Genomic DNA, 14,074 nt, shown 5'->3' with positions numbered 1-14,074 from the left:
GTTTCGGAAGGCTTATTTTACTCATCCGGGTAGACGAAACCGGACGCGCCGGAGTAGCTCAGCTGGCAGAGCGATTCCTTCGTAAGGAATAGGTCGAGGGTTCAAATCCCTCCTCCGGCTTTCCTGCCGAACGTAGTGAGGCTGACAGCCGAGAGAGGAATTTGGATCAGGGAGGAGCTTTGCTCCGACCGTGGTCCACGATCTCTTCCCTGGATCCTCTCGGAACGTCGGCCGTGATCGACGCGAGAAGCGGAAATCACCCCTCGAACTGGCGTGAATCCTCCTGCCGCACGTCGACGAAGTGATGGCGGGTCGCGTCCCCGATGTCGCCGGCGAACGTGCTTCCCCCGTCGTCGCCGTAGACCTCCTCGGCTGCACGGAGGTCGTGATCCCCGAGGCGATCCACCACGCCGTCCGGGACCGTCGCGTCGGTGTCGGCCGGCTCGTCGCCGACGTCAACGATCACGAGCCGGTCGGCGAAACTCCGCGCCGGAAACGCGTCGGCGATCGCCTCGTGTTCTCGAAGCTCGCTCGATAGCTGGCGAAGTTCGGCCTTTCGCTCGCTCATTGGGCGTCCTATGTCTTCGGTTCCCAAATGGGCGCGTGCGAACGTATTCGCCGCCGAACGTCGCCTCGCGGGTACCCGATCGATGGGGACGTTTCACGTCCCGGTCGATGCACGGTTCCACCCTCCCGATCCCCACCCCGAATCGCTTCGTCCCAAACCCCATTTGTTCACGGCGGGAACTCCCGCGGGATGGCGACGGACATCGATCTGCGAGACGACGGGGAATCGGACCGCCGTGAGAGCCTCTTCGATGCGATCGACGGGGCCGATCCCGGCGACACGCTCGCGATCACGGCCGACGGGGACGTCGACGTCCACCTGGTCCGCTATCAGATCGAGCGTGACCGCAGGCTGGCCTGGGAGCACGCGGATCCCGATACGGAGCCTCGCGAACTCGACGTGACCGTCGGGGAGCCGCTCGCGGATGACGCGCTCGCGACGATCGACGTCCGCGATCTGACGCCCCAGCGGCGACACGAGGTCCTCCTCGATCTCTTCGAGGAGTTGCCCGCGGGCGAGGAATTCGTGCTGGTCAACGACCACGACCCGAAGCCGCTGTACCACGAGCTTCGATCGATGCATGGCGACGTGATCGACTGGGAGTACGCGAGCCGTGACGCGGGTGAGTGGCGCGTCGAGATACGCAGGAACGCCGACTCCAAGGGCGTCGGCTCTGAGGACGTCGGCTCCGAGGAGGCCAACAGAGGGGCCGCCACCGACGACGTCATCACCCGGTACGACGTCCGCGAGATCCCCAAACAGGAACGCCATCCCACGATCCACCACCGCTACGGCATGATCCCCGAGGGAGGAATCATGGAGATCGTCGCTGCCCACGAACCGCGTCCCCTCCATCGGGAGTTCGAACGGCAGTACGGCGACTCGTTCTCTTGGGAGGTCGTGGAGTCCGAACCCGGACGCTGTCGCGTCCAGATCACGAAGTCCCCCGGTGTCGGTGGCCACGACGTCGACGGCCGAACCGGCGATGACCGCCACGGCGGCGACCGTGACGAACATCGCGGCGACGACGATGGAGACGATCGCGACGGCGACGCGACCCAGACGACGACCTCACCAACCGACGAGGAGGCGCTCGACGTGATCAAAGAGTTCGACGTCAGGGATCTCCCCCCGGCGCAACGCCACGAGCAGATCTTCGACGCCTACGACGAGTTGGAGACGGGAACGGGGTTCGTGCTGGTCAACGACCACGACCCCAAGCCGCTGTACCACCAGTTCGAGGCCGAAGCCGGCCCGGCGTTCCGGTGGGAGTACCGCAAGCGTGACGCCGGCGAGTTCAGGGTGCTGATCGCGAAGGCCGCGACGGACGAGCCCGACGACGCCGCGAGCAGCGAGCCGGAAGCGCCGTTTTGACGCATCGTCCGACCGTATACTTGCGTCTTCAGGCGCAGGAGGAGATCAAAGACGACGGCGCCACCCCGACCGGACCGGATTCGGTCGGATCGGAACTCCGTCGTGTGCAGGCGCTCACACCTCGTGGAGGTCGACGTATCGGTGGAGAAGGAGCCACACGCCGACCGCGAGCGCGGCGCCGAGCGCGTTCACGGCCATGTCCACGACCGCGAACGTGCGGTCGGGCAGGGGTCGCTGGACCACTTCGATCGCGATCCCGTAGCCCCACGTCGCGAGGAACGTGGTGACGTTTTGGGTCGCGATCGACGCCGATCGGCCGTAGAGCGCGTACCCGATCGAGCCGCCGAGGCCCGTGTACGCCATGAGGTGAAGCCACGTCGAGTACGGGAGCATGCCGAACGGCCCCATCTCGATCGCACCGGATCCAGGCGGGGCGAACACGGAGTAGTACCCGATCACGCTCGCGACGATCACGACGCCGGCGAGGCGGAGTCGGTCCGGAAGCAAGGGGATCCGCAGTCGACTCACGGGACGTCCACCATACAGGGGGTCGTTCGGTCGAGGCACAAAACGGTTCGTGATCGACGGGCGAGTGGGTGAGCGAGGGAGACCCCACCGCCTCAAGTGTTCTTGACGACGGAAGGCCGGCTCGAGCGATCCTCCAGCGGTGGCGATACGCCTCCACCCACGAAACGTTTGCGGGGATCAACGACGCGGAGGGCCCACCGTAGCCCGGATCTTTGGCGACACGCTTTTTTCATTGCTTGTCGAACGCTGTTGGCAACGATCACTCCGCATCGGAGCTGGGAGGACAGCCCCTACGTTGCCCAGCTGCGGGGCTCACTCGAGTAGGATTCCGATCGAATCCGCATCGATCGTGCGACCGTGTCCATCGCGGGCTCACGTCCCGTTCACCGCGATCATTCCCTTGACCACCTCGGGATCCGCGGCCCGCTCGAACGCACGTCCGGTGTCCACGAGGGGCAGCTCGAAGTCGACGAGCGATTCGACCTCGACCGCTCCCGACGCCAGCAGCTCGATGGCCTCCGCATACGTGTTTCGGAAGCGGAACGAGCCGCTGATGTCCAGCTCGTTGTCGATGAGACCGAAGACGTCCGTCGGTAGTTCCGGATCCTGCGGGAGGCCGACGAAGACCACCTGGCCGCCCTTGCGGACGCTCTCGACCGTCCGGTCGATCACCGCCTCCGCGCCCGAACACTCCAGGACGACGTCGACGCCACCGTCGGTGAGCTCGTCGACGGCATCGACCAGCGATCGCTCGTCCGTTCGGATCGCGTGTGCTGCTCCCCGTTCGGTCGCCAGTTCGAGCTTTCGCTCGACGATGTCGGCGACGATCACGTCCTCGGCCCCCGCGGCGTACGCGGCGTCCATGCACAACAGCCCGATCGGGCCGCATCCGGTCACGAGGACGGTGTCACCCGAGCCGACGTTTCCCCGACGGTTCGCGTGGATCGCCACGCTCAGCGGCTCGCAGAGCGCCCCGGCACGCGTCGAGACGGACTCCGGGAGCGAATACGTCCGTTGGGCGGGCCACGCGACGTACTCGACCAGCGCGCCGTCGTCGGGCGGCGAGGCCATGAACCGCACGTCCTCACAGAGGTTGTACTCGTCGATATCACAGTATCGACACGATCCGCATGGAACGCCCGGTTCCAGGGCCACTCGATCGCCGACCGACGATCCGGTGACGTCCGCGCCCGTCTCGACGATCGTGCCGGCGGATTCGTGCCCCATGATCGTGGGCACGTCCAGCTCGTTGTCCCCGTTGTGGCCATGTTCGTAGTAGTGCATGTCGGACCCACAGATTCCGACGTGTTCGATTCGGACCACCACCGCATCGGCCGCCGGCGTCGGTCCGTCCCGCGTTTCGATCCGTACCGTCCGTTCGTCCTCGAGTACCGCGGCTTGCATCGTTCATCCATCGGGAACCGCTCCCATAATGAATCCGATCATGGGATTTGGTGACGGGGATCCACTCAGTCGGGTGTTCGGGTCACCGAGTACAGTCGTCGTTCGGTTCCTGCCCCCACCGTGTCGAGTGCATTCCGGTCAGTATTGCTCGACGTCGATGACCGTCTTCGTCTCCTCGTGCGTGAGGTCGCCACGAACCCCGGTGATGACTCCGAGGTGCTCTGTGATCGACTCGATCGGGTCTGTCGGCCCGAGAGATCATCCACGTGCTCGAGGGGTGAGCTGTCTCACGCGTCGGCATCAAGGTGACGCCGTTGGTCATCCAGGAATTGGACGACCGTCTCGACGTCCTGCTCCGGGGTAGTCCCTTGTTCGAAGACCCCCTTAAACGCATCCGCGAACCCCTCCGAGGTGAGTCGTTCAAGCACGGTATCGATACGACCCACGAGTTTTTCGAGATCGCCGCGATGGAGGTGGGTCGCGATTCGATCGAAATCCACTCCTGCGGCGAGCGCCACCAAATCCCGGGAATCCGCCTTGCGGCCGCTGTGGAGTTTCACGGCAAACAACAGTTCTCGCTCCGGGATCCTGGCCGTTATCGGTCGAACGGTTCGCAGCTCCTCCGCGACGGAGTGCTGTACCAGATAGCGATACGACCACTCGGCCGCCGTCTGTCGACAACCCAACACGTCGACCATGGCATCAAATCGAACCGGGTTGCCGATGTCCTTCTCAAACCGGACGGTACGGCCCTCGTAGAGATCGTTTCGTTCGACGTCGGCAATTTTCTCGTAGCCCCGGTCAGCGAGGAGTTCAGCGTAGTCGTCGATCGCTTGCGCCGGAATGACGACGTCGACGTCCGTGGTGAAGCGCTGATTGAACGCCGCTATCGCCCATCCGCCGACCAGGACGTACGGCAATTCGGCGTCATTGACTGTCTCCAGGGTGTCCAGCAGCTCGTCTTCGCGTTCGCCGAGGCTCATGCATCGAGACGCGGATCCTCGTGGGACGCGTCGATATCGCGGTCGTACTCATCGCCGATCATCTCCAACGCCGGCTCGTAGTTCACCCGATACTCCATCATGTGCTCGATCGTCTCGTCCAACGGCACGGCCGGATTGCCGTCGACCCACTCGCGAGTGAGGTCCCCCGATTTGGGAATTAAGACGTACGAGACCGGCGCGTCGTGGTCGGGGACGTCTCGTCGTTCCTCGATGGTACTCGGTATCCCGAACTCGTCGAAAAACGCCGTCCACCGTTCGACGTCCTGATCGGCGACCTGGATGAAGATCGGGTAGTCGTCGTGGCCGCGGGCGATCTGATAGCCGCCGTGGGTCCAGACGTAGACGCCGTCGATTTTCGTGTACGCAAAGGGCATCCCGGCGAAGTGCGGAATGACGTAGCCGTCGTCGATCGAGGGGGGAACGGCGCGAGAGATGGCCGCGACGAGATCGTAGTAGCGATCCCTGACAGCGTACTTCTCGATGTAGACGCCGTCCTCACGCCGGATGAAGCCTGCGTCCTCCAACCGCTCGATCCAGTCGTAGACCCACGAGTAGGAGCCGTCGATCTTCTGGGCGATTCGACGGATCGAGTCGCCCGGCCGGGCCGCAACCATGATCTTCGCCGCGGTCTCGTCGACGTACTCCATCATCGCTAGTTATCGGTATCACATCTAACTGTAATAGTCTTGTCCCCCGTATTTCCTATTGAGTTATCTCTATACAGATATACAATTCTTGGCTCCGGTAGTCCGATCCGGCGCAGCATTCGAGCAGAGAGAGATTAACCAACAGAGGATACGAATGATCGCTATTCGTTGGTTAAGTTTTTCTGCGCCCGCGGAGGGGTGGAGGCACACTCCCGTCTCCACCGACCCATGACCCACCGATATCTAACGACAGTTCTCGACGAGGCAGAGCGAGTCGCAGAGCACCATGACCAAGTTGCCCAATCTTCAGACAATCTGAATCACGAGTATCTCCGGTACGCCGTCCTTCGGCTGCTCGAAGGCAAGGCTGACGAGACATCGGTGAAGGTACCGCAGGTCGACAGCGTGACCGTCGGCTACGGGGAGGACAACGCGATGTACGAGAGCTGGGACGACGACGACGTCGAGTGGTGGGAGACGGTTCCGCCGCAGGCGGAATGTACTCGCTTCCGTGAGTCATCGTCGACGTGATGGCAGCACTCGGGGCGTGGCGTGTCTGGACTGGGAGTGCTGCCGCCTGTGGCTCCTCCGATCATCGCGAACGGCGGGAAGTCCACTACCTGTGGCTGGAGGGACATCCGGTCGAAACTCTACTTGCGGATCGTCTCTAGGGTCCCGAGGCTGCGGTTGCTCCAGACGGCGGCCGCGCCGGCGACGTACGCGATCGGATGGTCGTCACGGAGCACTCGACCCAGCACGACGATCTCGAGCCGCGATCCACCCACCGCTCCGTACGAGGTGCGCTTGAGCGTGGTTCGACGTTCCGATCCGTGTGGGATTCGTCGGAGACGAATGGCTCCCAAGGCCGAAACCCATCGCAATGATGGTTCAGATGTGGTCGCCACCGTAATCGAGTTCGATCTCGAAGTCGTGAAGGACTAGGGGACGACTTTAGCGGTGGTTGTTGAGGACTTCACTCGGTACGAGGTGTGTTCTCGTCGAAGAATCTTGGCCACTCGCAGTTGAGTTAAGTCACAAAACGGTTCATGAACGCCGGGTGAGTGAAGGGGACTCCACCGCGTCGACTGTTCGGGGCGCCGAGTACAGTCGCCGTCTTGGTTCTTCCCCATCACCCCACTGTGTCGAGTGTTTCTGTCGGGAGCGATCCGGTCTCTGGAACGAACAGTCCCTCCCACCCACCCCACCATGTCGAGTGTTCTCAGCGATTTCGGGCTCGGATCGAACGAGCGACCGTTCGGGGGAGCGTCACGTTCTCAAAGTCGTCCACAGCGTCGATGACGAGATCGAGATCGACGCTGAACTGGTACTCGTAGTATTGCCCGCCGGAGCGTCCCTCGTTTCGACCGTGTCGGTCGAGAATGCCGAGCATCGCTAGGTCGGCGAGGTGATCATGCATTCGACGTCGAACGAGAGGATCGACGTCGGAATGTCTCGCGATCGCCCGATATCGCGGGAAAATTTCGCGTACTCTGGTTGGAGTCTCTTCCTCCAATGCGAGCTGAAGCGTCGCTACCAGCGCAAGATGACCGTGTTTCGTCAGCTCACGCATGCCCTGTTCGATCTGACTCTGCTCCAGTTTGTTACGAGCTTCATACACGTCGGATTCGGCGATCCGAGATTGATCGCCAGCCCGAGCGATCTCTCCGGCCTTATACAGGAGGTCCAGTGCTTGCCGAGCACTCCCCGTGTCCTGTGCGGCCGTCGCGGCACACAGCGATATTACGCCGGAGCCCGTCGCGTCATCGTAGAGCGCCTCCTCAGCACGTCGATGGAGTATCTCCTCCAGCTCGACGGCGTTGTATGGCGAAAAGTGGATCTCCTCCTCGCAGAGCGTATCCTTGACTTTCGGAGAGAGGGATTCTCGAAATCCGAAATCGTTGCTGATCCCGATGACTCCCGGCTTCACGTCGGTTAGATAGCCGTTCGATCGTGCTCTCGGGATCTCATAGAGAATCTCGTCATCGGTTCCGATGTGATCGATCTCGTCCAAGACGAGCAGAACGGTTCCGCCCACCGTATCGAGTTCCTCATACAGCAGGTCGAACACGCGTTGTTGTGGATAGCCGGTCGTACTGATCTGGTCGTCGACGGAGCGGAGCGTGTTCACGAGATTGACCGCCACTTGATACGACGACGATAGGTTTGTACAGTTCAGCCAGAATACGGAGAGATCGACATCGTCGTACCGCATCGTGTCCTGTTGCAATTCATCGAGTAGATACCGAGACACGGCAGTTTTCCCGACACCAGTTTTTCCGTAGAGAAACACGTTTCGTGGTTGTGCACCGTTGACCACCGGCTGCAACGCGGTCTTGTAGGCGTCCAAAACCGCTTCTCGTCCGGCGATCGAATCCGGTTGGTAGTCCTCCCGGAGCATATCCTCGTCACGAAATATCTCCGTGTCCCGCGTGAACGTCGCCATCTGATGCTTTCCCGTACTCTGGACCGGCTAATAAAACCACCGCGTCGAATGCGTCGGGTGAAATGAATATCGCAAGACGAAATCAGCGTTTCACACGACATCATACAGGGTGTGGGACCAGCGTTCGAAGGCCCTATCGGGATGTTCACCCCCCTTCGGTTCCGAAACACTCGACACGGTGGGGTGGGTGTGATAGTGCGTTCGCTCCGATGATCGCGACGATCGTCAAACCGGATCGAATATCTCGAGAGAACACTCGACACGGTGGGGTGGGTGTGATAGTGCGTTCGCTCCGATGATCGCGACGATCGTCAAACCGGATCGAATATCTCGAGAGAACACTCGACACGGTGGGGTGGGGGAGGTGGGGAATCATAATTGTTCTATCCGATTGGGAGTCTCTAGGACTACAGAGAGATTTCCATCCGCAAAGTGTTCGTTAAGGTCATTTGTACGGGTCTTCGCTCTAGCTGTCCGAACGCTGTTCCGCTGCTGTCGCTCTGGGCTGTCCACCTGCCGCTCCGTCTTACGCTAAACCGTGGGCTGTCTACACGCCGATCTGTTGGGCGGGCCCTCCTGAACGTCGATCGGCATAGCTCGGTCCTACATCCCTGTTCGAGCGATCGCGATCCGTACAGATCGAACCACATCTGTCCGAACGGTATCCCGAAATGGTCGCACTCTGGGCTGTCCACCTGTCGATCCGTATGGGACGGCCTTGGGTGTCCGAACGCCGATCTGTTTGCGATCGTGGCTACCTAACCGTCGATCGGCCAATGGGAGCCTGCTGAATGTCGATCGGCTTCGGTGCCCTAAACTCTAGGCTCTAGACACTCGATCACCCATTCGGGGGCGCGTTCGCGAGTGGACGTGTCCGAACACGCTGTCCATCCGCTCTGGGTCACGAACTGGGTGGGTATGTCTCGATCGCTTCGACCTCGAGAGTCGCCCATCGCTTCGTTCACGAGCACGCCGGTCTACACGTATCGACGTCGACGTCCGACCGATTCCGAGTCGATCCTCGGTCTCCTTCTCGTACGGCTCACCACGAGCATTTCGCGTCGAGCCTCTGGGCGCCTCGTCACAGTCGTGACGTCGCCTCGGACGTGACGTCGCCTCGGCGTCTCGTGTCGATCGCTCACGCTCCATCTCGAAGTCGTCGACGTCGCTCTCCCTCTCTCGGCTGCACGCCCATCTCGATCCAACTACACACCGGTGCAGTCTGTCGGTTTTGCCGATAGACAATCCGCACGAAACACCAGTTCGATCATCAACACGGTGGGGCCGACCCCCGTGTGCTCGCTCGCTTGACGAGGGATCAGTAGCCATGCGCTCGTGACTGCCCACACGGGCTCTCGACGCCGCGATCCGCCTCCACATCGGCGACGGCTGTGGGTTTCACGATGACGACGTGCAAATACGCGATCGTTCTCACCGTCTCGAGTCGTCGAATACCGGCCTCGGAGCATTCCCTGTTCGATGATCGGGTCCTATGCGCCCGTGCTCGCTCTCCGATCGTCGTCGACGAAGCCCCACACCAAAACGACCGATCCCCCACAAACGGCCGTACAGCAGTAATTGCGGATGAATCTCCCTCTGTAGTAATCTGTCACCCACGGTCACCTTGCGATCGAGTTCGTGGGGCCGTCGTCGGGAGAATGGTGCTCGACTCTTTCGATATGGTCGCTTGTCGGTGTCGTTCGACATCCGTTCACGACCGATGGGTCGAACGACACTCGCCGTCCCGGACGTTCGGACCGGGTGACGTGTGAATCGTGGCCGAGACCGTCGTCGGTACTCCTCGGTGGTTCAAAACTCGAGGACGTCGTCAGCAGCCGGTTCGGACGCCTCGAGGAGCGTATCGCGGGCGTATTCGAACGTGTAGACGTCGGTGAGCCCGGCGGTGTCGAGCCGGTAGTCGCGTGGCGGCATGTTCTCGCTGTAGGTTCGCTCCACGCGTGGCTCGTCGTCGGCCGGATCGTGAAGCGCCTTCAGGAGCCGGTGGGCGTCGCTGCGCGCCTTCACCAGCCACCACGACGTCGTGGGGTCGCACGCCGCCATCTTGTCGAAGTCCGCGGGGATCGCCTCGGCCCGATCGTTGTTGATTCGCTCGGCCTCCAGCGTCGCGACGATCTCCGCTTCCTCGTCGAGCACCGCGACGTCGAGGCGACCGTCATCGATCCCGTGATACCGGGCGACGCGCGCCCCGGGTGCCTCCGGGCCGACGAACTCCTGTTCGAACAGCCGGGCGCCGACCTCGACCATCGCGACGTGGAGGCTCGACTCGGAGAGGTCGCCCGTTCCGTCGCCGTAGGCGATGCCCTCCCGATGGCCGATCCCGATCGCGTCTCTGCCCGCCGGCGTGACCGTGTAGAGCTTGTGTGGGCGGCGACAGTCGACCCGCAACAGGTCGTCGTCGAGCAGCTCCTGGACCTCGTCCGTCTCGATGCCCACGTACGCCTCGAGCAACGTCATGGAGTCCCAGACGATGTCGTACTCGAGTATCGGGTCGAACCGCTGTTGGTGGGCCATGTACACCGCCGTGAGCAGCCGGAGTTGCGCGTCGCTGTAGGCGCTTGCGGCCCGCTCCCCGCTCGTCAACTGGAGGTCGAGCGAACAGACCGGGATGTCGTCGCGGTCGACGTCCGCGATCGCGTTGTGACACTCGATCGCGCGTCGCATCCCCTCGGGCGTCGACGCGTATCGCGTCTCACACGTCGAACACACGAGCGGATACGGCGGCTCGTCGATGTAGGAGAGTTCGTCCGGGAATCGCTCGGTGTGTGGAATGGTCGCCGTGGCGGCCGCGAGGGCGGCGACCGATCCCGTCATCGGCCCATCGAGCGAGGTCGGATCCGCGCTCCCACTGGCCGGCTGGCCGACCGGAACGCCGTGGTGGTCTCTCGCCCGCTCCTTCGCGTTCTGGAACGCTCTGGTGTATCCACCTTCGGGTGCGGCGCTCGAGTCCGTTCCGTCCGGATAGCCCGGCGGGAGCGGCGGCGAGGCCACGACGAACGGTCGCGGCTTCCGTTCGGCGAACGGCGCGGCCGGCTGGACGAACCACTCCCCGAGGTCGAGCATCCCGATCCGTGTGGTCACGTCCTCGACCGGCATGTCGCTCGTGGCGAACCGTTCGGCGAGCCGGTCATCCACGGCGATGTTCCCGGTGATGACCGTCCCGACGTCGTTGAGTAACTCATCGTAGACGCGGGGGTGGGAGGTTCGAAGCTGGCCGGGGAACTGCATCGCAAGCGTGAGCGACAGGTCGAACCCACGACCCTGGGAGAGCAGCGTGTCGAGGATGCCGGTCGCGGCGAGATCCGCGGCCTCCTCGATGTAGCAGTTGACGAGCGGCAGGCTCGTCCCCTTCGCCGCCTCCGCGCGTCGTCGCTGGAGTGCACGCCAGAGCTGTGACAACACCACCATGGACAGCAGCGTTCGCGAGCGGTCGAGGTAGCCGCTCATGTCGAGAACGATGACGCAGTCCTCATCGAGCGCCGCGCGCAAGTCGAAGGTCGAATCCTCGTCGGCGTGTCCCTCGAACAGCGGTGCCAGCCGCCGATCGTTGGTCAAAACCCCGAGACGCCGAACCACCGCACCCATGATGCTGTCGAACGTCTTGTGGGCGTTGGCGGCCGTGCTGGCCAGCTTCTGGTAGAGCGCGCCGTCCGAGACCGGCGGTGGCGTCCCCGTCTCGTGAAACCGTGCCGCGGCCGCCAGCAGGTCCTGCTGGTCGATGGAGTCCGTCCCGTGGACCGGATCGAACAGCGCGCGCACGAGCTGTTCGATCACTCCGACGGCGGCCTCAGCGCTGTAGAACTGCTCGTGTCCCATCGTCGCCGCGAGGAGGTCGATGTAGTGTTCCGTGACCGTGTTGACCGCCCACTCGCGGTCGAGGCCGTCAGACACCATCGGCTCGATGGTGAGGAACGGCAATCCGGGCAGCGTCTCCGAACAGTCGAAGTAGTAGACGTCGTCGAGTCCGCCGTAGCGGGCGACATGCATATCCGCGTAGTCTCTCGGACCGCCGTCACCCTTCGAGTCGATGTAGATCGTCGCGCCGTCCGTCGCCGCGTGGTTCTCGAGATGCATGCCCTGTCCGAGGACCGTTTTCCCGGCGCCGGTCGTTCCGAAGAGCCCGACGTGCAGTGACTGCATGCTCGGCGGCAGCGTCAGGTCCGCCTCGAGGGTGACCCGGTCTGCGGTCTTCGGCCGACCGATGGTCATCCCCTCGGTGTCGAGATACCGTTTGAGCACCCTCCCCGGCGGGAGTTCGATCCCGGTTCGATCCTGCGGTACTGGGGCAAGTGCGCTGCTCGTCGCCGGACTCACCCCGGATCCGTTCACTCCGATGAACGCCCCGGCCGCGTATCGGTCGGCGACGATCGCCGGGCTCGCGTTTCGTCGCCACGGCAGGATGTGTGCCCGGCGTTTCGGCGAGGTGTGACACGTGCGGTCACAGACTCGCTCGAAGAGGTCGGCTGCCTCGCTCGTGCCGTAGTCGTACTGCGTAGATTCGATCCGGTAATACTCGCCTCGCATGCCGGCAAATCCGGATGCGAGTTCGTGGAGCGTTTCGTGTGGTTGCCTGCCGTCGCTTCCGAACGCGACCGCGCGGGCGTTCACCGTGAACGATTCGCGGGTTTCGGCCGTCTCGATCCCCTCCACGCGCCGGGCGTTTTCGGCAGCCATGGTCGTGTCGTCACGTCGTCTCGGTTCCGGTCGGGTGACGGGCGACGCGTTTCCCGTTCGCCGGACGCTTCTCGACGACGTCTTCGTGTCGGTCTCCGTCTCCGTGACGGCGTCCGCGCCGAAGAGGAGCGGGACGATCACGGTCTGTGCAAACGCGTTGCGTCGGAGGTCGCTGTGGAGCTCCAGATCGATGATCCGATCGTCCCGTTCGGCGGTCCAGTCGGGTTTCGGCGTGACCAGTATCTGGACGATCGCGGGCGCGCTGGTCGTTGCCAGCCCGTGGAGGACGTTCGTCAGCGGCCAGTCGCCGTCGAACGACGCAACCGACGGAAGCGGATACTGCCAGTCGTCCGGCCGTGATCCGACCCCCTCCCACTCCAACCCGGCCACGTCCCACTCCGCCGATCGCTTCACTTCGTCGATGTCGTCTCCGTCTTCGCCGAGATCGTCTCCGTCTTCGTTTCGTTCATCGTCTTCATCAGTTTCGTCGATCCCAAGCAGCTTCGGATTCGGGACGTCGAGAATGTCGTCAAGCGAGAGGTCGAATTCAATTAGATCGACCGATGTCGGGAGTATTTCTCGTAACCCGCGTTTGAGTCTGCTGAGGGCGTCCTCGTCGTCGACGCCAACGTACCAGTCGATTCGACGCTCGCCCGTCAGTCCGGCCCTTCCGTTCGCGACGAAGAGCCATTCGTAGGTCGGTTTCGTCGCCGATTCGAGAAATCCGCCTTCCTCGATGTGATGTAGCCGGCGAAGTGTCCGAATCAACTGCTCCGGCTGGAGGGGTTCATTGCTCGCGTGGACGTATACGTACGTCCGTTCCGTCGTGAAGTTTTCTCCCGTCGACATGTGTTGTTGAGTATCGAGACGATTCGTCTGCCGATCAGCGATCGTTCCGATCTCGTGATCGAACGCTGAAAGTTCGACTCATTAAGTGTGTCGAACGTCGATCATATGTTGTGTTTTACAAGCATTTATAGTTGATATATTTCGTTGACAGATAGTGTGATCGACGATCGGTTGGTGGCTGTCTCGTTGCGTGTCTCGATACTCTGGGGGACGTCCGCTCTCAGAAAGCCCTCGACCGCTCGACGCCCCGCGACCGAGCTGCGCTCCTCGTGCCTGCGGTGCTTGCGCGGTCGGGGGACATCGAGTCGACCTCGCCCTTTCGAAGTCCACCAGGACGCCGGCTGGGTGGCCGGGCGTCCAGTCGGTTGGACGGGTGGTTCGTGACGGCACGCCCCGCTCGCCGCGTGCCGCCCGGCGCACCGAGGCGCTCCCAGGGTCGCGCCTCGCTTCGCTCGCGACCGACCATTCCGGGCGTGCGGGCGCTCTCCGCACAGCGAGCGCCCGTTCCGGGCTAAAGTGCATGTGCCCTCGACGCCAGCGGGTAACCGCAGGGGGCTGCGCTGCG

8 protein-coding genes, 1 tRNA gene and 1 pseudogene are annotated in these 14,074 nt (G+C 62.9%); 3 read left to right on the top strand and 7 right to left on the bottom strand.

What is annotated here, in order from left to right; all coding sequences use genetic code 11:
- Positions 1-47 precede the first annotated feature (47 nt).
- Positions 48-120, top strand: a tRNA-Thr gene (locus ACFQE9_RS00050).
- A 136-nt stretch (positions 121-256) separates the two neighbouring features.
- Here the strand turns inward: ACFQE9_RS00050 and ACFQE9_RS00045 are convergent.
- Positions 257-568, bottom strand: coding sequence for a bL17 family ribosomal protein (locus ACFQE9_RS00045; RefSeq protein WP_379738635.1), 312 nt, complete (start codon positions 566-568; stop codon positions 257-259).
- Positions 569-757: 189 nt separating this feature from the next.
- On the opposite strand from ACFQE9_RS00045, the gene ACFQE9_RS00040 reads away from it, so the two are divergent.
- The gene (locus ACFQE9_RS00040; RefSeq protein ID WP_379738633.1) at positions 758-1,942 is read left to right on the top strand and encodes a DUF2249 domain-containing protein; all 1,185 of its coding nucleotides are present in this window, start codon (positions 758-760) and stop codon (positions 1,940-1,942) included.
- A 114-nt stretch (positions 1,943-2,056) separates the two neighbouring features.
- Here ACFQE9_RS00040 and ACFQE9_RS00035 read toward each other — a convergent pair whose 3' ends face one another.
- The 4 genes from ACFQE9_RS00035 to ACFQE9_RS00020 form a co-directional block, all read right to left on the bottom strand.
- Entirely contained in the window at positions 2,057-2,470 is a 414-nt protein-coding gene (locus ACFQE9_RS00035) for a VanZ family protein (RefSeq protein ID WP_379738631.1), read from the bottom strand.
- 372 nt (positions 2,471-2,842) lie between these two features.
- Positions 2,843-3,874, bottom strand: a complete 1,032-nt coding sequence (locus ACFQE9_RS00030) for an NAD(P)-dependent alcohol dehydrogenase (RefSeq protein ID WP_379738629.1) — start codon at positions 3,872-3,874, stop codon at positions 2,843-2,845.
- A 287-nt stretch (positions 3,875-4,161) separates the two neighbouring features.
- A complete protein-coding gene (locus tag ACFQE9_RS00025; RefSeq protein WP_379738627.1) occupies positions 4,162-4,857 on the bottom strand; it encodes a hypothetical protein in 696 nt (231 codons plus the stop codon).
- On the bottom strand, positions 4,854-5,525 hold the full coding sequence (locus tag ACFQE9_RS00020; protein WP_379738625.1) for a helix-turn-helix domain-containing protein: 672 nt from the start codon (positions 5,523-5,525) through the stop codon (positions 4,854-4,856). Before ACFQE9_RS00020 ends, ACFQE9_RS00025 begins: the two co-directional genes overlap by 4 nt.
- A gap of 228 nt (positions 5,526-5,753) precedes the next feature.
- Between ACFQE9_RS00020 and ACFQE9_RS00015 the strand changes: the two are divergent.
- Positions 5,754-6,334: pseudogene (locus ACFQE9_RS00015) on the top strand (hypothetical protein); the annotation flags it as partial.
- Between the two features lie 410 nt (positions 6,335-6,744).
- Here ACFQE9_RS00015 and ACFQE9_RS00010 read toward each other — a convergent pair.
- Together ACFQE9_RS00010 and ACFQE9_RS00005 are read right to left on the bottom strand one after the other, a co-directional pair.
- On the bottom strand, positions 6,745-7,968 hold the full coding sequence (locus tag ACFQE9_RS00010) for an orc1/cdc6 family replication initiation protein (RefSeq protein WP_379738623.1): 1,224 nt from the start codon (positions 7,966-7,968) through the stop codon (positions 6,745-6,747).
- Between the two features lie 1,809 nt (positions 7,969-9,777).
- Entirely contained in the window at positions 9,778-13,509 is a 3,732-nt protein-coding gene (locus ACFQE9_RS00005; RefSeq protein WP_379738621.1) for a type IV secretory system conjugative DNA transfer family protein, read from the bottom strand.
- Between the last annotated feature and the right edge of the window lie 565 nt (positions 13,510-14,074).

This window comes from Halopenitus salinus, from assembly GCF_042662125.1.
Taxonomy (GTDB): domain Archaea; phylum Halobacteriota; class Halobacteria; order Halobacteriales; family Haloferacaceae; genus Halopenitus; species Halopenitus salinus.
The sequence above is the reverse complement of the archived record's forward strand: the minus strand, read 5'-3'. Positions and strand labels throughout refer to the sequence as shown.

Excerpts from the sequence above, each read along its gene's own strand:
- ACFQE9_RS00045 (WP_379738635.1), bottom strand. The coding sequence starts at position 568 with ATGAGCGAGCGAAAGGCCGAACTTCGCCAGCTATCGAGCGAGCTTCGA.
- ACFQE9_RS00040 (WP_379738633.1), top strand. The coding sequence starts at position 758 with ATGGCGACGGACATCGATCTGCGAGACGACGGGGAATCGGACCGCCGT.
- ACFQE9_RS00030 (WP_379738629.1), bottom strand. The coding sequence starts at position 3,874 with ATGCAAGCCGCGGTACTCGAGGACGAACGGACGGTACGGATCGAAACG.
- ACFQE9_RS00025 (WP_379738627.1), bottom strand. The coding sequence starts at position 4,857 with ATGAGCCTCGGCGAACGCGAAGACGAGCTGCTGGACACCCTGGAGACA.
- ACFQE9_RS00020 (WP_379738625.1), bottom strand. The coding sequence starts at position 5,525 with ATGGAGTACGTCGACGAGACCGCGGCGAAGATCATGGTTGCGGCCCGG.
- ACFQE9_RS00010 (WP_379738623.1), bottom strand. The coding sequence starts at position 7,968 with ATGGCGACGTTCACGCGGGACACGGAGATATTTCGTGACGAGGATATG.
- ACFQE9_RS00005 (WP_379738621.1), bottom strand. The coding sequence starts at position 13,509 with ATGTCGACGGGAGAAAACTTCACGACGGAACGGACGTACGTATACGTC.